The sequence below is a fragment of the Psychrobacter sp. 16-MNA-CIBAN-0192 genome (genome assembly GCF_040309565.1).
Lineage (GTDB): Bacteria > Pseudomonadota > Gammaproteobacteria > Pseudomonadales > Moraxellaceae > Psychrobacter.
Genome location: NZ_JBEOOX010000014.1, coordinates 15,599 through 36,271, shown reverse-complemented (window position 1 = coordinate 36,271; position 20,673 = coordinate 15,599). Strand labels below are relative to the sequence as shown.

At 43.6% G+C, this 20,673-nt stretch carries 14 protein-coding genes; 6 read left to right on the top strand and 8 right to left on the bottom strand.

The genetic code is table 11. The features are described from left to right. Positions 1-10: 10 nt before the first annotated feature. The 8 genes from nuoF to rplU all read right to left on the bottom strand — a co-directional run bounded on the left by nuoF (position 11) and on the right by rplU (position 8,098). Positions 11-1,435: an NADH-quinone oxidoreductase subunit NuoF gene (nuoF, locus tag AAEY78_RS10625; protein WP_352339313.1), complete on the bottom strand. Its 1,425-nt coding sequence runs from the start codon at positions 1,433-1,435 to the stop codon at positions 11-13. Next, a complete protein-coding gene (gene nuoE / locus AAEY78_RS10620; RefSeq protein ID WP_182407361.1) occupies positions 1,432-1,941 on the bottom strand; it encodes an NADH-quinone oxidoreductase subunit NuoE in 510 nt (169 codons plus the stop codon). The genes nuoF and nuoE overlap by 4 nt, the downstream gene beginning before the upstream one ends. Positions 1,942-2,066: 125 nt before the next feature. Further along, positions 2,067-3,842 carry an NADH-quinone oxidoreductase subunit C/D gene (gene nuoC / locus AAEY78_RS10615; protein WP_352339312.1) on the bottom strand — a complete coding sequence of 592 codons (1,776 nt, stop codon included), beginning with the start codon at positions 3,840-3,842 and terminating at the stop codon, positions 2,067-2,069. A gap of 103 nt (positions 3,843-3,945) precedes the next feature. Further along, positions 3,946-4,614, bottom strand: coding sequence for a NuoB/complex I 20 kDa subunit family protein (locus tag AAEY78_RS10610; protein ID WP_352339311.1), 669 nt, complete (start codon positions 4,612-4,614; stop codon positions 3,946-3,948). A gap of 115 nt (positions 4,615-4,729) precedes the next feature. Beyond that, positions 4,730-5,359 carry an NADH-quinone oxidoreductase subunit A gene (ndhC, locus tag AAEY78_RS10605; protein WP_352339310.1) on the bottom strand — a complete coding sequence of 210 codons (630 nt, stop codon included), beginning with the start codon at positions 5,357-5,359 and terminating at the stop codon, positions 4,730-4,732. 819 nt (positions 5,360-6,178) lie between these two features. Beyond that, positions 6,179-6,874, bottom strand: a complete 696-nt coding sequence (gene lolA / locus AAEY78_RS10600; RefSeq protein ID WP_352339309.1) for an outer membrane lipoprotein periplasmic chaperone LolA — start codon at positions 6,872-6,874, stop codon at positions 6,179-6,181. Positions 6,875-7,434: 560 nt separating this feature from the next. Next, entirely contained in the window at positions 7,435-7,692 is a 258-nt protein-coding gene (gene rpmA, locus AAEY78_RS10595) for a 50S ribosomal protein L27 (RefSeq protein ID WP_062533594.1), read from the bottom strand. 94 nt (positions 7,693-7,786) lie between these two features. After that, positions 7,787-8,098: a 50S ribosomal protein L21 gene (gene rplU, locus AAEY78_RS10590; RefSeq protein WP_062533595.1), complete on the bottom strand. Its 312-nt coding sequence runs from the start codon at positions 8,096-8,098 to the stop codon at positions 7,787-7,789. A 459-nt stretch (positions 8,099-8,557) separates the two neighbouring features. Here rplU and AAEY78_RS10585 point away from each other — a divergent pair, with 459 nt between their 5' ends. From AAEY78_RS10585 to AAEY78_RS10560, 6 genes are all read left to right on the top strand, one after another. Next, on the top strand, positions 8,558-9,583 hold the full coding sequence (locus AAEY78_RS10585) for a polyprenyl synthetase family protein (protein WP_352339308.1): 1,026 nt from the start codon (positions 8,558-8,560) through the stop codon (positions 9,581-9,583). Between the two features lie 718 nt (positions 9,584-10,301). Beyond that, on the top strand, positions 10,302-11,693 hold the full coding sequence (locus AAEY78_RS10580; protein ID WP_352339307.1) for an efflux RND transporter periplasmic adaptor subunit: 1,392 nt from the start codon (positions 10,302-10,304) through the stop codon (positions 11,691-11,693). A 35-nt stretch (positions 11,694-11,728) separates the two neighbouring features. Further along, positions 11,729-15,232, top strand: a complete 3,504-nt coding sequence (locus AAEY78_RS10575; RefSeq protein ID WP_352339306.1) for an efflux RND transporter permease subunit — start codon at positions 11,729-11,731, stop codon at positions 15,230-15,232. Beyond that, complete coding sequence (locus AAEY78_RS10570; RefSeq protein WP_352339305.1) at positions 15,229-16,971, top strand: efflux transporter outer membrane subunit; 1,743 nt, start codon at positions 15,229-15,231, stop codon at positions 16,969-16,971. Before AAEY78_RS10575 ends, AAEY78_RS10570 begins: the two co-directional genes overlap by 4 nt. Before the next feature lie 301 nt (positions 16,972-17,272). After that, positions 17,273-18,280 carry a porphobilinogen synthase gene (gene hemB, locus AAEY78_RS10565; RefSeq protein WP_352339304.1) on the top strand — a complete coding sequence of 336 codons (1,008 nt, stop codon included), beginning with the start codon at positions 17,273-17,275 and terminating at the stop codon, positions 18,278-18,280. Between the two features lie 297 nt (positions 18,281-18,577). Then, complete coding sequence (locus tag AAEY78_RS10560; RefSeq protein ID WP_352339303.1) at positions 18,578-20,611, top strand: UvrD-helicase domain-containing protein; 2,034 nt, start codon at positions 18,578-18,580, stop codon at positions 20,609-20,611. Positions 20,612-20,673 lie beyond the last annotated feature (62 nt).

The following is a 20,673-nucleotide window of genomic DNA, read 5'->3' as shown; positions in this document are numbered from 1 at the left end:
GCCGCTCTCCTTATTTCGCGTCTAGCTGTTGACTGGCTGCAGCATCAATAACATCTTCACCAACCGCCTGCGCAATTTTTTGATCAAACTCAGGACGGAAATATTTAATTGCACTCATTAGCGGTTCCATAGCACCAGGCGCATGGGCGCAGAATGTTTTACCAATCCACAAGTCACGGGTTAAGCCTTCAAGCTTTTCAACATCGCCCACTTGACCTTCACCATCGTTAATCGCAGTGAGTAACTTCACACCCCACGGTAAACCGTCACGGCATGGGGTACAAAAGCCACATGATTCACGTTGGAAGAAAATCTCAAGATTACGGAGCAATGGCACCATATCTTGTTCTTCATCAACGACCATAATCAGCCCGGTACCCATCCGACTACCAGCTTTTTGAATGGTATCAAAATCAACAACCGTATCTAAATGATCAGCAGTCAAAAAGTCAGTAGATGCACCGCCCGGTAACCATGCTTTTAGCTTTTTACCTTCTTGCATACCGCCAGCAAAATCTTCAATAATCTCACGTGCCGTATAACCAAAGGGCAATTCCCAAAGACCGGGGTCATTGACCAAACCTGAACAGCCAAACAATTTCGTACCCGGTGTTTCAACCACGCCCTTGGCTTTTGGTAAGTCTTGATACCACTTGCTACCATGCAAAATAATAGCGGACACGTTATGTAAGGTTTCAACGTTATTCACAACAGTCGGACGACCCCATGCACCTGCCACTTGTGGAAATGGTGGTTTAGTACGAGGATTAGCGCGGCGACCTTCGAGACAGTTAATAAGTGCGGTTTCTTCACCACAAATATAACGACCTGCACCAGTATGCACGTGCAAATCAAAACTAAAATCTGTGCCTAAAATATTATCACCAACCAGATTGTTGGCGCGTAACTCTTCAATCGCGGTATTCAAACGTTCTGCTGCTAAAATATACTCGCCACGAATAAAGATATAACCTGCATTTGCGCCAATAGCATAGGCAGATATCAGCATCCCTTCGATAAGCTGAAGCGGCAAACGCTCCATAAGCAGACGGTCTTTAAAAGTACCCGGCTCCATCTCATCCGCATTACACACTAAATAACGTGGTCCACCATCTGGCGGTGCCATTAATGACCATTTAATACCCGCTGGGAAACCTGCACCACCACGACCCTTAACGACCGCTTCTTTAATAGTGGCTAAAGTGGCTTCTGGTGGGTTATTTAAAGCCATTTTAAGCGCTTCAAAACCACGTAAAGACTCATAAGTGGCTAAATCCAATACGGCATCATGATGTGCTAAACGCCACGTCAAAGGCTTGGTTTCACTGGTTGCCGTTGCCTTATCACCGTAAATTGCAATACGCTGATTGTTTAACTGACTTGGCGCCTTACCTTGGTTGCGAAGAGCAATCTGCTCTGAAATGGTTAATCTCATGCGTATAGCTCCAACAATTGAGTAACTTCATCAGGCTGAACAGGACCATAGGTATCTTCGTCAATCAGCACTGCAGGCCCTTTATCGCAGTTACCTAAACAGCAAATCGGCAATAGCGTAAAACGACCATCGGCTGTGGTTTGACCATAATCAATACCCAACTCGGTACGCAAAGCGGTTGATAAGGCTTCATAACCAGTTAAGTAGCACGCCACTGAATCACAAATCAAAATCACATGACGACCCACTGGCTGACGATAAATGCGATTAAAGAAAGTCGCAACACCATCCATATCGGTTACTGGAACATCCAATATATTCGCAATGGCATTGACTTGGGCATCATTCACCCAACCGTTGCGCTTTTGCACAATTTTTAATGAATCGAGAGAAGCCGCGCGCGCATGAGGATAATGATGCATAAACTCATGAATCGCTGCAATCTCATCAGCCGTTAGGATGCTGGCCACATCTACTCTTGGCGCTTTATCGGTAACAATTTTCATAATCTTTTATCTTTCCTCACTCATCACGCCGCTTGTGCTGTCATTAATATACAGTTGCTGCGATTTGGTGTGCCAGTTGGCGCTAACCTATGAAATAATTTAGTTTTATCAACAATAAATAAAACCTAACGATCACAATCTGCCATCACAATATCAATAGAAGCCAGATACATAATGGCATCTGATACCAATGAGCCATTAATAACCGACGGCATTTGCTGAATATGAGCAAATGTCGGTGTGCGAATACGGGTACGATAGCTCATGGTTGAGCGGTCTGAAGTAATATAGTAGCTATTAAGCCCTTTGGTCGCTTCAACTATCGTAGTACATTCGCCCGCTGGCATCACAGGACCCCAAGAAACCGAAAGGAAATGGTTAATTAGCGTTTCAATATCATTTAAAGTCCGATCTTTTGGTGGCGGTACGGCAAGTGGATGATCGGCTTTATAAGGACCTTGCGGCATATTATCCATACACTGACGGATAATACGTAGCGACTGGCGCATCTCTTCTACTTTCACCATACAACGGTCATAAGCATCACCGTTATAGCCAACTGGAATCTCAAAATCGTAATTCTCATAGCCCATATATGGGCGTGCTTTACGTAAATCAAAATCAACACCAGTAGCACGCAAACCTGCACCAGTCACGCCCCAAGCCAGTGCTTGCTTGGCATTATATTGTGCCACGCCTTGCGTACGACCTTTTAGTACACTGTTTTGTAGCGCTGCTTTAACATACTCATCCAAACGCTTTGGCATCCAATCTAAAAACTCGCGCACCAAACGCTGCCAGCCGCGCGGTAAATCATGCGCGGTACCACCAATACGGAACCATGCTGGATGCATACGGTATCCCGTTACCGCTTCAATCACATCATAAGCTTTTTGTCGATCGGTAAACATATAAAAGACGGGCGTCATACCACCAGCATCTTGAATAAAAGTACCGACGAACAGCAAGTTATTGGTAATACGGAAAAACTCACTCATCATAACGCGAATGGTTTCGGCACGAGGCGGAATCGTAATGCCAGCAAGCTTTTCAACTGACATGATATACGGCAGCTCATTCATAACCCCACCGAGATAATCAATCCGATCGGTATAGGGAATATATGAATGCCACGTTTGGCGCTCTGCCATTTTCTCCGCACCGCGGTGGTGATAACCGATGTCAGGAATACAATCGACCACTTCCTCACCATCTAACTGCAATACCAATCTAAAAGCACCATGCGCAGAGGGATGGTTTGGACCGATATTCAAGAACATAAAGTCCTCATCACGTCCTGAGCGTTTCATGCCCCATTCTTCAGGGACAAAACGTAAGTTTTCCTGCTCGTACTGCTGCTTAGCAGTATTCAAGAAGTAAGGAGTAAATTCGGTCGCGCGCGCATGATACTCTTTACGCAGCGGATGCCCTTCCCAGTATTTAGGCAGCAAAATACGAGTCAAATGCGGATGTCCACTAAAGACAATACCGAACATATCCCATACTTCACGCTCGTACCAATTGGCATTGGGCCAAATTTTGGTCGCGCTGGGTATATTTAGGTCATCTTCACTAAGTGCTACTTTAATACGCACATCACTATTACGCTCAAGCGACATTAAATGATAAAACACCGTAAAGTCACTGGCAGGCATACCCGCGCGGTGCTGACGCAAGCGCTCATCCATTGCTGATAGGTCAAATAGCATGACATAAGGCTTTGGCAAGGTACGCAAGTACATCAGTACGTCTAACACATCCGCACGCGCCACCCAAACAGTCGGAATCTCATCGACAGTCTGCTGGACGACAAATTTGCCGGCATACTTAGCTTCCAGCTCTTGAATAACCGCTGGTACAGGCTTGATCTTAGGATCTGTATTTTCAACTACCGTGACCATGAATGATGTCTTCCTTCATTAATCATAACTGATTTGTCATAACGAGACTGTAATGGGTGTATAAAGCTGTAAAAGAAAAACTAAAGCATTAACCATAAAACTATTAAATACTGTCTGGGCTGCGCAAGTTTTTCACTGCAATACGATCAGCTTGCTTACGATCACGCTCAGGCATCATTTGTGGCTGATAAATACCTTGATCGTTCACATGAATACCAAGCGGACGACGCTCTTTAGTGATTGACTCTTGTAGCAGCATTAAGCCTTGAATCAAAGCTTCAGGACGCGGCGGACAACCAGGAACATAAACGTCTACTGGAATAATCTTATCAACGCCTTGTACCACAGAATAGATGTCATACATCCCACCTGAATTGGCACAAGCACCCATAGAGATAACCCATTTCGGCTCAAGCATTTGCTCATAAAGGCGCTGAATAACTGGTGCCATTTTAACAAAACAGGTACCAGCTACAATCATCACATCTGCCTGACGCGGTGAGGCGCGAATGACTTCTGCCCCAAAGCGTGATAAATCGTGAACCGCTGTTAGGGTCGTCGCGTATTCCACATAGCAACAAGAGGTACCAAAGTTAAATGGCCACAGAGAGTGCTTACGTCCCCAGTTTGCTGTTGAATGCACAAGGTCTTCTAAACGTCCCATAAAGACATTTTTATTGACTTCATCTTCAAGAGGGTCACTAACCGTTTGGCGAGTCTGAGCAGGATAAACGTCTGCATCAGGGTTGGCTTTTGTTAATGTATATTTCATAACATTCAACCTTTCAATTAACCAAAGCGCAGTAACCACAAGGTTAGCGCTATTATTCGCATACTGTTATAACGTCGCCTGCTAAAAACTTATAACCGTTAGCATCTATAAGTTTTTAGCGATTACGCTCAATATTCTGATTCGGTGCAGATGCCGCAAAATCTACTGAGGTAATATTACCTGTAGTATTGATACGATCGATACTTTCTAAATGACGACGATTGGCTTCAATATTATTCGACACATTAATTTGACCAGAAGACTGCGCTGGTATCTTGCCCGTTGGGTCAACCATCAGTTCATCAACGCCATCAAATTTAGTAATGTCAGCTAGATTAAAGCCAGCAGGAGCGGCATACAAACGCACGTTTTTACGCAACTTATCTGCCGGCGCCCAATTAAGCGCGCCTAAACTTAAGGCATAAATCAGACCGATTAATAAGTCGATAATAAATGTTGCAGCTGCAATAAAGCCTGCCCAACCCGTTTCACGTACTGAAACAGCATAAGCATATAAATAAAGGGCTTCTAAATCAAAAATAACAAAGAAAATCGCTACCAAATAGAATTTGGCAGATAGGCGAATACGAGCGTTACCAGCACCGACAACGCCCGCCTCAAAGATTTCTTCTTTTTGTAAGCCCTTAGAACGCCCGCCGAGTAAACGCGGAACGGTCAACATAAATACAACCAGACCGATTGCAGCTAGAATAAAGGCAATTGCTGACCAATTAAAGGCAGACATGATAATACGTGCTCCTCACCCAATCGAGTGTCTTAAGCGGCATTTACTATTATCAACACTGAGATAACAGCACAATGGCTTTGACGCAAACGAAAACACAAAAGGTTGTGCTGGTAATAGCCAATCATCAAGAATATCGACATAAGAGTCAGGCGATAAAAACCCATAAATCATCTAAACACTGGGCAAAACTGATACTGCCTGCCAGCTCAATAAGAAAATCTAGAGTAGACACACAAATCATCTTAGAAGATGATATCAGATAAGAAAAGTGGCTTAGAAAAAGGCTGGTCGCCGAACCCATTTTTACAACGGAAAATAAATTTATTAAATCAATGTCATCACAAACTATTTAATTGATTTAATAACTCATCACACGTGGTGAGCAATGTCATGACAACTGGCATAAACCGGTTACTTACTATACGCCTATCAAAGATGAAAAGCCAGTTATTGGCATGATTGAGGAGCCGTTTTTAGAATAGCAAACTACTCATTATCGCTAAACTCACCAACATCGCCCAGCCTGTGCCAACTCTACAATCTATGAAAAATAGCGTTAACCTGTGGACAGAATCTGAGCAAAACACCAGCTGGAAAGACCCTACTGCACGGCGCTCATTCTTGATATACGCGGTAAATTAGCGCATATTGTAAACCAAATCATATCAATTGCAACCTATGACCGTGCCGACTTGCAACAAATTATTTTAATAGAGCTTGAGGGTAGAAAATCACTCATAAAAAAAGCAAACCGATGTCTCGATTTGCTTACCAACTTGTCTCTATTATCATCAATAAAGCTAAAGCATAGTCAATTTATTGGTTAATCACATCAACCCCTTTAGGTGGAGTAAACTTAAATTGACTGCTATTGATCTTAGGATTGATCTTAATATTGTTAAAGTTAATCGAGGTCGTTTGACCTAAGGTATCATTTAATACCATCATCACAGGTTTACCGCCATTAAAGCTCATTGATAGACTCTTAAAGCTGGCACTAGTTGATTTAGGATATAATACATAGTAGTTTTTGGTGCTATAAGGCTGAGTCACTTTAAAGTTTTTATCAATTTTGCTTGGGTCACCGGATAACAATAGCGCTGGCGTATTACCTACTTGATTATCCACGCTTTGCTTGGTCGCTTGTTCCAAATCTTTATCAAAAATCCATAGTGAGCTGCCATTAGCAACAATTAACTGCTCTGATGGCGAAGTGGTTTCCCAGCGAAAATTATTAGGACGTTGTACGCTCATTTTGCCTTTAAACGTGCCATTAGACGCGCCTTTGGTCGTTTGAGTAAAGTTAGCAGTCATACTTTTGGTATTGCTAAGCAATTTATTTAAACGCTGAGACGCTACTAAATTGGTTGCTGGTGCTGCTTGAGCAGTTTGGGTAAGTGCTACCATTGGCGCCGCAACCCCTAGCGTCGTCATTAAAACTCCAGTTAACGCACTAGACATAATTTTTTGTTTTACCGTCGTGGTTTGTTTTACTTGTGTTGATAAAGTCATTGTACAGCCTCTCAAAATAAAAATTGAATACCAATTAAAAAGTTAATAGTTGATCTATTAATGTAGCGCGCTATTTATAGGAACATGATTTATAAGAGCAAATATTCATTTTGCCAGTTATACACTCATTACGATTATCAATAATGACAGCGATAAGCAAGATGCTTAATGAGTTGTAATAGCGCTACTGACCAATATGCACAGTGTGCCAGCTTTTTTATTACGCGCCTAGTCATGAATTGCAATCAATACTACGCCTGCCATACACGCTTGTAACGAGTGCTGTTACATCTCTCCGAGCTTGCTATGAAGTATCTTATAACTAAGGGCTGCTTTGTAGTAGCGTTAAGTCAGTGGATATAAAAGCTTTTTCCAGTGTCTTTTATTAGACCTTGTATTGTAAGCCTAATGTTTTTACTTTCTTTACACTACTTACCTTATTTATTTTATCAGCATAAAAAAATCCCCATCACTATACAGTCATGGGGATTTTGATACTGGCAAATCTATCAGCTAGATAATAAGCATATTACCTAAAACCGTCAGACAAGCAGCGTCATTTATGCTTCTTCAACCATCACATAACGACGGTTAAATTTACCTTTGGTCGCAAACTTCACTACACCGTCATTTAGTGCAAATAAAGTATGGTCACGACCCATGCCAACACCAGCGCCGGCGTGGAATTCTGTACCACGTTGACGAACGATAATGTTACCAGCAACAATGGCTTGACCGCCAAAGATTTTTACGCCGAGCATTTTTGGGTTTGAATCACGACCATTACGGCTTGAACCGGCAGCTTTTTTATGTGCCATGAGAAAATCTCCTTGTTAATGTGACTTATCGCTAATGCGACAACTCTTAAGCTTTTAGTGCGTTATTAATTACCAATAAATTGATAATCGTTAATTAAGCATTAATCGCTTTGATTTTTAACAAGGTGTACCATTGGCGGTGACCTTGCTCTTTGTGGTAATGCTTACGACGGTTGTGCTTAACGATACGGATTTTTTCGCCGCGACCGTGTTCAATCACTTCTACTTCTACGCTTGCGCCGTCAACAACAGGCTGACCGATTTTAACGGTTTCGCCGTCAACAACCATCAATACGTCGTTAAATGTGATTGTTTCGCCTTGCTCTGCTTTTAGTAGTTCAACTTTAAGCAATTCATCGACGACTACACGGTGCTGTTTACCACCAGTTTTGATTACTGCGTACATTGTGTGACTCCGCTTAACCCGTGTGCCGTGGCTGGTATGATACCAACGCTTCGTCAACGAACACGACAGGGAAAAATTAAAGGCAAGATTTTACGGCTTTTTGCTCAAAAAAGCAAGCCGCTTATCTTGGTTTTGTAGGCTGGTGATTTGATTAACATAAGCGTTAACCGTTGCCATTATAGCTTATATAATCAGTAGCTTACAATAAGTTATCTTATAAACGGGTATATCACCTTGTGTTATCTGCATTTATAAAGAAATTTTTGCGATTAGGCATATTTAAGCTAGAGTGTACTTAAATGATTTATTCTATTGGTTGTCGTTTGTAACTTGCATGGCTTACTTACCGTCTGCATGAATAGCTATGGTATTATAGGTCACCTGATAGCATGGGCTGGCAGCATCTCCTTGCTGAACTACTCTGCTGATTTTTAATTCTTATTACTGTGACGATTGATTATGACGCCTACTTCTTTATCTGATATTGCACCATCATTGTTATCCACCCCTAGCTATGCTGATATTCAGAGCATCGTTGCTGATGATTTTGATATTATGGATAAGCAAGTTTTCGGTAGTCTCAATTCAAAAGTTCAACTGGTGATGAGTGTCTCGCAGCATGTGATTAATGCAGGCGGCAAGCGTATGCGTCCCTTGATTACTTTATTATGCGCACGAATGTTCGACGATGCGCCATCAACGCAGGCGATGCATTTAGCGGCAATTACTGAGATGCTGCATACCGCAACGCTAGTCCATGATGATGTGATTGATGAATCTAACCAGCGCCGTGGTAAACCAACCGCTAATGCAACATGGGATAATGCAACTGCGGTATTAGTGGGCGATTATTTGATTGCCCGCGCCTTTAATTTATTGGTGGGCTTTCAAAGTTTGCCTTTATTACAATTGTTCTCAGACGGCACTTGTGATATTGCTGAAGGCGAAGTCTTACAGCTACAACATCAGCACAACCCTGCGGCAACTGAACAAGATTATCTAAATATTATCGATGGTAAAACGTCGCGACTATTTATGATGGCGACTCAAGGTGCCGCTATTTTGCAAAATCAAATGGAGCACCTGCAGGCGTTAGCAGATTTTGGTCAGCATTTCGGCAATGCCTTTCAAATCGTTGATGATGTACTTGATTATAGTGGCGACAGTGCGCTGATGGGTAAAAACTTAGGTGATGACCTAGCGGAAGGTAAACCTACTCTGCCGACTATTAAAGCCCTTGAATTGCTAAAAGATACCGATACAGAAGGCTATGACAAGCTGCGTATTGCCATACAAACCGGTAAGACACCAAATGCTGAGCAATTAATTGAATTGGTGCGTACTTCTGGCTCACTTGAGTATTGCAAACAGCGCGCGTTGGCAGAAACCAAACTTGCTCAGCAAGCATTGAGCAGCTTACCAGACAATCGCTATCGTCAAGGATTGTATCAGTTGACTGAACTTGCCAGCGCCCGTTTGGTTTAAGTAAGGTTTAACCATTATCCTTTGCATTTATATTCTGGCTGGCTTAAAAACAGATAATGCTAATATCAGTAAGCCTATTTATATTAGCATTATCTGTTAGCGCATAATAAAACCTGTGCTCTGATTCTTCTTTAAAAAATGATATGACATTCTAAAATAAGATCTTATTTATAATCATATCTGTCTGTTCATAATTAAGTATTGCTAAACGCTGCCTTTTCTGGGCACAGCTCTTTTTTCTGAAGAGTATGCGTTACATCTTGTCCCTTTCCTATATATGTTCATTCATACAACAAAATATAACAATACTTTACCTATTAAATTATTGTAAGGTTTCTTATGGGTTATTGCATGTAACGCTTATGTTTCCAGCGTTTTTATCCTTTTTTTTCAGAGCATTGTGAATCATAGGTTTATCAACTGTGCCAAATAGTACTTACTTGCTACTTGACTGTGGGGTAGACCCTATAGTTTATAATGTTCGATTACCTTTATTTAACGTTGCATTTTTGCATTCTTTTTGTTGTAACCATGATAGGTTGCTAAATGCTGTCGTTTAAACCTATATTTTTTAATGGTTATTTTTTATCTCTTATTTGCTAGCGGTTGTTTTTTAGCACTCAGGTTTTTAGCGCTTAGGTTTTTAGCGCTTAGGTTAAAAGATATCGCTACACATTTTTTATATTGTATCAATACTATATTACTACCGAGGACATTGATGAAGCACTCTTATCTTGCGCTTGTAATAGCATCTGTACTATCTGGCGCTGTACTGGTTGGCTGTGACAAAAAAGAGGACGCCGCAGGTGAGCAAGCCGCTCAGCAGCAAATGCCACCTGCCGTCGTCAACGTCCAGACGGTGACTTTAGGTACAGTCCCTCAGGAACAAACCTTCTCTGGTCGTACCGCAGCGTACCAAATGGCAGATGTACGTCCGCAGGTTAATGGCATTATTGACGAAGTGTTGTTTCGTGAAGGCAGTAGCGTGAAAAAAGGTCAGCCTTTATATCGCATTAATACGGACAACTATTCCTCTTCTATTACCACTGGTCAAGCCGCGATTCAGCAAGCTGAAGCCAATTATCAAACCGCAGTTGCGAATAATGCCAATGCCAAAGCAGATTTGGTCAGTCGCCAAGCGTCACTAGCACAAGCGCAAAATGACTTACGCCGGTTAAGTGGTTTGGTTGAGATTGATGCCATCTCAAAACAACAATATGATCAAGCACAAACGCAAGTACGTACCGCGCAAGCCGCAGTCGCTAGTGCCAACGCTGCTATCGGTCAATCACAAGCAGGTATTGAAAGCGCCAAAGCTGGTATTCAAACGGCAAAGGCAGGGTTAAAAGCCAGCACCTTAGATCTGAATCGTACGATTGTACGCGCGCCTCTGTCAGGTCGTACTGACCGCTCAAGCGTCACTGCTGGCACCTTGGTTAGTTCTGGTCAACCGACGCCTTTAGTAACCATTGCGCGCTTAGATCCTATTTATGTTGATATCAGTCAATCATCGTCTGAGCTGCTCAAATTGCGTCAGCAAATTACTGAAGGTAAAGCCCAAGCGGGTATGAATAGCGTTGAGTTGGTATTAGAAGATGGTTCTGTCTATCCAGTGCGTGGACAGCTCGCTCTAGCAGAAGCTAAAGTTGACGAATCAACGGGTGCGGTAACTCTGCGAGCGGTGTTCCCTAATAGCAATAATGTGCTATTGCCAGGTATGTACGTCTCTGCGCGTTTAACCCAAAGTGTTATTACCAATGCTGCACTCGTGCCACAAAGTGCGGTAATGCGCTCAACTAAGAGCGAAACGCAAGTCTATATCGTTGATGCAAATAACAAAATCCAAGTGCGTCCGGTCACTATTAATGGTACCTATAATGGTCAGTGGGTGGTCACCGACGGTCTTCAGGCTGGCGACAAAGTGGTGGTTATTGGCGGCGCTAAAGTCAAACCCGAGCAAGAAGTGGTTGCTAAACCGCTAGAGGATCCGAACGCTCCTCCTGCTGCAAAAGGGGCTGCTGCTCAAACTCCGCAGCAAGCGGCAAAAAGCATGGATAAGTCTACCGATGGTAAAACTGCCAACAAACCGGCACAATCAGCCGCCAACTAATTCCATTCAAAGCTAGGAAGACTTAGGGATTTACTATGTCACGTTTTTTTATTGATCGCCCTATTTTTGCATGGGTGATGGCTATTTTAGTCATGCTCATCGGGATAATATCGGTTATTAACTTACCGATTGAGCAGTATCCAGCGATTGCGCCGCCAACTGTCACAGTCAGCGCCAGCTATCCAGGTGCGAACGCTGAAACCGTTGAAAACTCAGTCGTACAGATTATTGAGCAGCGCATGAAAGGGCTTGATGGCTTGATGTACATGAAGTCATCAAGTGCCTCAAACGGTAGTGCCTCTGTACAGCTGTTCTTTGAAAACGGTACCGATTCTGATACTGCACAGGTTCAGGTACAGAATAAATTACAAGCCGCCATGAGCTCGTTGCCAGAGCAAGTGCAGCGCCAAGGGGTTAACGTTAATAAAGCCTCTGAAGGCTTTTTAGTTGTTCTTGCTTTTGTATCCGAAGACGGCAGTATGGATCGTGCTGATATCGGTGACTATATTAACTCTAGCGTCGTCGATCAGCTCAGCCGTGTTGAAGGGGTTGGTCAAGTACAAGCCTTCGGTGCCGCTTACGCCATGCGTATTTGGCTCGACCCTGAGCGCTTACGTGCCTATAACTTGGTGCCATCCGATGTAGTTAATGCCGTACGCGCGCAAAACGCCCAAGTATCAGCCGGTCAATTGGGGCAAGCACCCGCTGATGTCGATGAACAAGTGATTAATGCGACGGTCACCGTTCAAAGCTATCTAAAAACGCCAGACGAGTTTAAAAACATTCTACTAAAAACGGATACCTCAGGCGCGCAAGTACGCTTAGGCGATGTTGCAAAGGTAGAAATTGGTAGTGAAAACTATAGTACGGTATCGTTATTTAATGGTAAGGAAGCCGCAGGTCTTGCGGTCTCACTAGCCAGTGGTGCGAACGCGCTTGAAACGCGCGAATTGGTCGGTGCTCGAGTTGCTGAGCTAGAGGCAAACTTCCCTGCAGGTCTAAAATCAGCCATTCCTTATGACACGACGCCATTTGTACGCTTGTCTATTGAGCAAGTGGTTAAAACACTGATTGAAGCCATTATCTTAGTATTTATCGTTATGTTCGTCTTTTTGCAGAACTGGCGTGCAACCATTATCCCGACCCTCGCCGTACCTGTAGTATTGCTTGGTACTTTTGCAGTGCTCTATGCTGCAGGGTTTAGTATTAACGTATTGACCATGTTTGCGATGGTACTGTCCATCGGTCTACTGGTCGATGATGCGATCGTCGTGGTCGAGAACGTCGAGCGATTACTGGAAGAAAACCAAGATATCTCCATCAAAGATGCCACCATTCAATCGATGGGTGAGATTAGTAAAATCGTTGTCGGTATTGCGCTTATTTTATCAGCGGTATTCGTTCCGATGGCATTCTTCGGTGGTTCAACTGGGGTTATTTATCGCCAGTTCGCCATCACACTTATTACCAGTATGGTGCTATCGGCGTTAGTTGCGCTTATCTTCACCCCTGCCCTATGTGTGACCTTGCTAAAACGTAGTAAGAGTCATGAAAAAGGCAATACTGAACATCAAAAGGGCTTCTTTGGTTGGTTTAACCGCTCTTTCACTAAAACCAGTAAGTCTTATGAAAAATTTGTTGGTAAGAGCTTCCGTCTTAAATGGGTATATTTCATCGTTTATGCTGCCATTATCGGTATTATGGCACTTGTATTCTTACGTATTCCCGGCTCATTTTTACCCGAAGAAGATCAGGGTATTATGTTTACCGCCGTACAGCTGCCTGCGGGCTCAACCCTGAATGAAACGCAAGCAGTGCTCGATAAGGTAAGCGATTACTACAGTAGTCAAGAGCCAGATAACGTGGCCTCAGCATTTACTATTGCGGGCTTTAGTTTTGTTGGACAAGGTCAAAACGTCGGTATCGCCTTCGTCAAATTAAGCGACTGGGCAGATCGTAAGGGTGATGAAAATACCGCGCGAGCCGTCTCTGATCGAGCGCAAGGTTATTTCTTTACCCAAATTAATGAAGCAACTGTGTTTAATATTATTCCACCCGCAATTAGTGGACTGGGTAACTCTAGTGGCTTTGATTTGATGTTACAGGATTCTGGTAACGTCGGTCATGAAGGTCTGTTAGAAGCCCGTAATATGTTACTCGGCATGGCGGCTCAAAGCGATAAAGTCGCTGGCGTACGTCCAAACGGACAAGAAGATGCACCGCAGTTGAAAGTTGATATTAACCAAGAGCAAGCTGCGGCTTATGGCTTATCACTGGCTAATATTAATAGTGTCATCTCAACCGCATGGGGCTCAGGTTATATCAATGACTTCGTTGACCGTGGTCGGGTTAAACGCGTGTTTATCCAAGGTGAACCTAGTAGCCGGACTAACCCTTCGGATATCAGTAAATGGTATGTCCGTAATGACAGCAACGAGATGATCTCATTTGACGCTTTCTCTAGTAGTAAATGGGAAACCGGCTCACCAGGTCTTTCACGTTATAACAGCTTAGCGTCAATGAATATTCAGGGTAGCGCCGCCCCTGGTCTCAGTACCGGTGAAGCGATGACTGCCATGGAAGAAATGGTTGCAAAACTACCGGACGGTATCAGTTATGAATGGACAGGTCTGTCACTAGAAGAGAAAAAATCTGGTGCTCAAGCACCGATGCTTTATGCTATCTCAATCTTAGTGGTATTCTTATGTTTGGCAGCTTTGTATGAAAGTTGGTCAATTCCATTCTCAGTACTACTGGTTATTCCGCTTGGGGTATTAGGTGCGGTGCTATTTACGTGGTTCCGTGGCTTATCCAATGATGTTTACTTACAGGTTGGTCTACTCACAGTAGTCGGGCTATCCGCCAAAAACGCTATCTTAATTATTGAGTTTGCAAGGGATCACCAAGATGAGGGCTACACGTTAAAAGAAGCCGTCATGACAGCAGCGCGGCAACGTTTGCGTCCTATTATCATGACGTCGCTTGCCTTTGGCTTGGGTGTTGTGCCATTATTTATCGCAACAGGTGCCGGTTCTGGTAGCCAAAACGCCATTGGTACCAGTGTTGTTGGTGGGGTTGTTACCGCGACTTTCTTAGGCATCTTCTTTATTCCGATGTTCTATATTTGGGTGCGTAGTATTTTCCCTTATAAATATGACACACCGCCAAATGGACCAAATGGTGGCCTGACTGCTAGCGATTATCCTAATGGCAGTGGTCCTAATGGCAATGGTCCTAATGATGGTTCTAATAGCGGTAATGATGGTAGTGGTTATCACGATGTAAGCGGCTATAATGCAGGCAACCATGATGAGAATATCAGTCGTGGCAGTATTGATGTAGCGCCTGCTTATATAGATACTGGTTCAGGTGCTATTGGCTCAGATACTATTGATTCGAATACCACTGATTCAGGCAATGGTGGCACGACATCATCACGCCTGACCAAAGCGCCTATGGTGACGCCTATCGATGCAGAACCTCAGTCAATATCAGCTACCCCTTATCCGCCTGTAAGCCTTGGAGACAATAAACAATGAGTTATCAATCTCAAGTAATCCTTAACTCTGCTCGCCATCGTGGCGGGCGCTTACTGGGTTTAACAGTGCTTGCTTTAAGCATGGCAGCTTGTAACACCATTCCAAAAGCAGATACGCGCCCTGTACTTGCTGAGCCCAATTTACCGATTCAGCAAACTTATGGTGCTTTTGATAAAGAAACCGTTAGTCGTGTAGAGCAGCAAAGTCTCGCCAATCAGCGCTGGCAGAATTTTTATAGTGACGAGCGCCTAAAAAGCCTTATCGCTTTAGGTTTAGAGAATAATAAAGACTTTGCAAGTGCGCGCTTAGCCATTGAAAAAGCCCGTGCACAGTATCAAATTACGGATATCCGTGACTTACCCAGTATTGATGGTACAGCAGGCTATTCTCGCCAACGTCGGGCAAGTCAAACGGGTGGCAACTATAATGTAAACTTAGGTCTTGCCAATTATGAGCTGGACTTTTGGGGTAAAATTGCCAGCTTAAAAGACCAAGCGTTGCAAAATTTCTTATCAACCACCGCGGCAAAAAATTCAACTCAAATTAGTTTGATTAGTAATATTGCTCAAAGCTATGCCAACTTAAGCTATAGCTTGGCACAGCTTCGATTGGCAGAAGCCACGGTTGAAAGTCGTAACAAATCATTATTTATTGCCACCAAGCGCTTTGAAGCTGGGATTGACCCCAAATTGCCTACACTACAAGCCAGCGCCTCGTTAGAGAATGCTAAACTTGCCGTATTACGCGCGCAAAGCAGTATTTTAAAATCACGAAATGCGCTACAATTCTTGGTTGGTGCGCCTATTCCAAACAATCTAGTGCCAACGCCTGCGGTTAGTAATATCACGACCCATCAAATCTTTAGTGCGGGTTTGCCAAGTGAGCTATTACGCTATCGCCCTGATGTCTTGCAAGCAGAGTACAATCTAAAAGCAGCAGGCGCGAATATCGAAGTGGCGCGCGCCGCTTACTATCCGTCTATTAGCCTTGCCAGTAGCATTGGGCTTGGCAGTAGCAGCTTGAGTGATTTGTTTAAAGGTGGCGCTGTCGGCTGGTCATTTGGTCCTAATGTTAGTGTGCCTATTTTTGATGGCGGACGCTTGAATGCCAATTATGATGTGGCAAAGATTGAACGCCAACAAACGCTAGCCGCTTATGAGAAATCCATTCAAACGGCATTCCGCGAAGTGTCAGATGTGTTAGCCACCCGCGCTACGCTTGGCGAACAGCTCAGCGCTCAGTATCGTCTGCAAGATAACTTTGAGCAAACGTTCCAGATTGCTGATGCGCGCTTTAAAGCGGGCGTGTCTAATTACCTTGACGTACTTGATGCCCAGCGCTCATTGTTCTCAACCCAGCAAGGTATTTTGGACTTAGAGCTACAAAAAATCATTAGCCAAATTGAGCTTTATCAAGCCTTGGGCGGCGGTGCTAATTTAGATGTACCAGCTGTCATTCCTGTGCCGCAATATACCAATGTGGCGCAATTGGGACAAAAACCGAGTGCTAGTGCTGAGTCTAAAGCTGCTTATGCCCTTGATGCTGCCAGCTCAGCACGGGTTGCCAGTGTGCAGGAAGCCATTAGCATTAAGCTATCAAAAGCCCCTGCTACCGCGACCTTTAAACCAAAAGCGGTGGTAGATTTGAATAATGATGGTAAAGCCGATGCTACGGTAGGTGTGGTAACTGAAATAACACCTATTGGGCAAGCACCAGCTGTACAGACTATTAAGCCTTAAGTGACTTTTTTAAAAGTGTTTATTCATTAGCTGTTAAAAAATATCGTACAATTAGCCCTGCCGCCTTGGTGGGGCTTTTTGCTTTTACCTGCCACTTTTCGTTATAGTAGTTACCTTAAAGTAAGACACTTAAATAAGAGCTTTAAACAAATATCTTAAATAAGAACAGTAGAACAAGCACATTATAATAAGCGTATTATTATCATCCTATTAAAGATTACAACGCCAGCATTACCTAGCGAATATAATCTTAAATATTATTACTTATTAACACTTTCTAAACCGCTTATAAGGATCTGCCATGAGCTATACCTTTAATCGTCAATTTCCTGCTACTCGCTTGCGTCGCCTGCGTTATAACGATAATGTTCGCGCTATGATTCGAGAAGTTGAGCTGCACCCTAAGCATTTAATCGCTCCTGTCTTTGTCCTAGAAGGCAGCAATCAGCGTCAAGCGGTCAGCAGTATGCCGGGGGTTGAGCGTCTCTCGATAGACTTACTGATTCAACATGCCAAAGCGCTATTAGCGGAAGGCGTAACCACGATTGATATCTTTCCAGTCATTGATAACGCGTTAAAAACTGCCGATGGTAGCGCGGCTTATGACGAAAACGGCTTAAGTGCGCGTGCGGTTAAAGCGGTTAAAGATGCCGTTCCAGAAATGGTCGTGATGACAGATGTTGCCTTAGACCCTTATACTTCTCACGGTCAAGACGGTCTGCTTGATGACACAGGTTACGTGGTTAATGATGAAACCGTTGAGGTGTTGGTCAAGCAAGCACTCGTTCATGCACGTGCAGGCGCGGATATTATCTCGCCAAGCGATATGATGGACGGACGTATTAAAGCTATGCGTGATGCCTTTGAAGCTGAAGGTTTTGTGAATACGGCAATCATGGCGTACTCTGCTAAATATGCATCTGCCTATTATGGTCCCTTCCGTGATGCAGTTGGTAGTGCCGGCAACTTAAAAGGTGGTCATAAAAAACAGTATCAGATGGACTTTGGTAATCGCGCGGAAGCCTTACATGAAGTAGCAATGGATATTGCTGAGGGCGCGGATATGGTGATGATTAAGCCGGGTCAGCCATATTTAGATTTGATTCGAGAAGTTAAAGATACCTTTGGTGTACCAACATTTGCGTATCAAGTATCTGGTGAGTATGCAATGCACATGGCAGCCATTCAAAACGGCTGGCTAACGGATGCGGTGATTTTAGAATCTTTAATTGGTTTCCGCCGTGCGGGTGCCGATGGTATTTTGACGTATTTTGCGCTAGAAGCTGCTCGTCAATTAAATAATGCTTAAAATTACTCTTCTAATTTAAAATAATTCTTTATTAAAACATTCCTATATCACGCTAACTGAAGGCAGTTTGTTAGCGTGATTTCCTAACTCTATATTTTTATTTCTAGTCTCGTATAACGAGCGCTACTCCGCCACCATCTCCTGCCCAAAAACTCTCGTTTTGCTTTATAATAGCTCTCCTAATTTTCAGCTCTGCTAGACGCTATCTCCTACATTTTATTGCCTTTATTAGGGCGCGTGCCGTTGGCGTTTATTAGCGTCACCCCTCTTTTTTGCTTTTGCCTGACAGGTCACCTTATGAGTCAACTAAACCCCAAACAACAAGAAGCCATGCTCTATGTTTCAGGTCCGCTACTGGTGTTAGCGGGTGCGGGCTCCGGCAAGACGTCGGTGATTACCCGTAAGATTGCTTATCTTATTGAAGAATGCAACATGCCAGCCGAGCGTATTACGGCGGTGACGTTTACCAATAAAGCCGCGCGTGAAATGAAAGCGCGGGTTAGCAAATTATTGCCCAGTGATAAAACACGCGGCTTAACGGTATCGACGTTTCACCAATTCGGCTTACAGTTTTTGCGCTATGAGCTGATGCATACACCATTGAAAGGCAATTTTTCCATCATGGACAGCGATGACAGCAAGCGGTTGCTGATGGAGCTGATGATGCGTGACAATTTATCTGGCGCTGAAAGTCGCGAGCTGGTTGGCAAAGCCATCAAGATGATTTCTGACTGGAAAAATGATCTGATTGATCCTGCTCAAGCGATGGATACTTTGAACGATCCCGAAGATATGATTTTTGCGACACTTTATGCGTTATATGAGCGTAATTTGCGCGCGTATAATGCGGTTGATTTTGACGATTTGATTGTATTACCGACCAAGATTTTACGCGAAAATAGAGAGCTGCGTGATAAATGGCAAAACCGTATTCGCTACCTTTTGGTCGATGAATATCAAGACACCAATACCGCGCAGTATGAAATGATTAAATATCTGGTCGGTCCGCAAGGGCGCTTTACCGTGGTGGGTGATGATGACCAATCTATCTATGCATGGCGCGGCGCGAAGCCTGAAAATATGGGGCTGTTAAAAGAAGATTTTCCTAAACTTAAAATCGTCATGCTGGAGCAAAATTATCGCTCAACCAGCAGAATCTTGACCTCAGCAAATGCGGTTATTACCAATAATGAGCATTTATTTGAGAAAAAACTCTGGTCGGATAAAGGTCAAGGCGAGAAAATCCGCATTATTAATTGCCGTAATGACGATGATGAAGCGGAGCGCGTGGCAAAAGAAATTGTTACTCATAAACTGCGTTTCGGCAATGAATGGGAAGATTATGCGGTGCTGTACCGCAGTAACTTTCAAGCGCGGATGCTGGAAGCTCAATTACGCCAATTGCAAGTGCCTTATAAGTTATCCGGTGGTCAGTCGTTTTTTGCCCGTAGTGAAATCAAAGACATCATGGGCTACTTGCGCCTGATTTTAAATCCGGAAGATGACAGCGCCTTTTTACGCATTATCAATACACCCAAACGCGGTATGGGTCCGGCAACTTTAGAAAAGCTAGGCTTGTTTGCGCAAGAACATAGCATCTCGCTGCTTGCCTCTTGTACCCATGTCGGTCTTGCCCATGTTTTACCGTCAAAAGCTTATAGCACTATTAAAGCATTTGGTGATTTCATTGAACATTATACGCGCGAGCTAGATCAGCATCCTGACCCTGTGCCGATTGTTCGCCAGATGATTGACGAGACTGGCTATATTGATTTTGTCCGCGATGATGCTAAAACACCGCAGCAGGAAAAAAATCGCATTGATAATATCGATATGCTATATACCAGTATTCAGTCGCTTATCAACCGTGCTGAAGAAGATGAAGACCGAACTATTGATACCATCATTCGTAAATTAGTCTTACTTGATATGCTTGAGCAGCAGCAAGAGGAAGAAAATACCAATAAAGTCAATTTAATGACCTTGCATGCAGCAAAAGGTTTAGAATTTAATTACGTCTACATCATGGGGCTTGAGGAAGAAATGCTGCCCCATCGCAACTCGATTCTCAGTGAAACGGTCGAGGAAGAACGTCGCCTAATGTATGTAGGTATTACCCGCGCGCGCCGTGAGCTGACATTAACATTAGCTACCCAGCGTCGTGCCGGTGGTCAGATGCGCGTCACCTCCGAATCACGATTTTTAGAGGAATTACCCGAAGATCATATTGACTGGCCGGCTAAAGCTAAAAAGAAAAAAGCCACCAAAGACCCTCAAGCGGTGGCAGATGAGTATTTAAGCAATATCCGCGCGTTATTGGGTAAGCGTTAACGCACCAACGCTTAAGGATTGCTGTGAGCAACGCGTAGCAGTTATCCTTTGCCTTTCTATCA

Bases quoted from the DNA above. Each gene is read 5' to 3' on its own strand.
- AAEY78_RS10560 (WP_352339303.1), top strand. From the start codon at position 18,578: ATGAGTCAACTAAACCCCAAACAACAAGAAGCCATGCTCTATGTTTCA.
- nuoC (WP_352339312.1), bottom strand. From the start codon at position 3,842: ATGGTCACGGTAGTTGAAAATACAGATCCTAAGATCAAGCCTGTACCA.
- AAEY78_RS10575 (WP_352339306.1), top strand. From the start codon at position 11,729: ATGTCACGTTTTTTTATTGATCGCCCTATTTTTGCATGGGTGATGGCT.
- AAEY78_RS10580 (WP_352339307.1), top strand. From the start codon at position 10,302: ATGAAGCACTCTTATCTTGCGCTTGTAATAGCATCTGTACTATCTGGC.
- rpmA (WP_062533594.1), bottom strand. From the start codon at position 7,692: ATGGCACATAAAAAAGCTGCCGGTTCAAGCCGTAATGGTCGTGATTCA.
- nuoF (WP_352339313.1), bottom strand. From the start codon at position 1,435: ATGAGATTAACCATTTCAGAGCAGATTGCTCTTCGCAACCAAGGTAAG.
- AAEY78_RS10570 (WP_352339305.1), top strand. From the start codon at position 15,229: ATGAGTTATCAATCTCAAGTAATCCTTAACTCTGCTCGCCATCGTGGC.
- AAEY78_RS10585 (WP_352339308.1), top strand. From the start codon at position 8,558: ATGACGCCTACTTCTTTATCTGATATTGCACCATCATTGTTATCCACC.
- nuoE (WP_182407361.1), bottom strand. From the start codon at position 1,941: ATGAAAATTGTTACCGATAAAGCGCCAAGAGTAGATGTGGCCAGCATC.
- rplU (WP_062533595.1), bottom strand. From the start codon at position 8,098: ATGTACGCAGTAATCAAAACTGGTGGTAAACAGCACCGTGTAGTCGTC.
- hemB (WP_352339304.1), top strand. From the start codon at position 17,273: ATGAGCTATACCTTTAATCGTCAATTTCCTGCTACTCGCTTGCGTCGC.
- AAEY78_RS10610 (WP_352339311.1), bottom strand. From the start codon at position 4,614: ATGAAATATACATTAACAAAAGCCAACCCTGATGCAGACGTTTATCCT.
- ndhC (WP_352339310.1), bottom strand. From the start codon at position 5,359: ATGTCTGCCTTTAATTGGTCAGCAATTGCCTTTATTCTAGCTGCAATC.
- lolA (WP_352339309.1), bottom strand. From the start codon at position 6,874: ATGACTTTATCAACACAAGTAAAACAAACCACGACGGTAAAACAAAAA.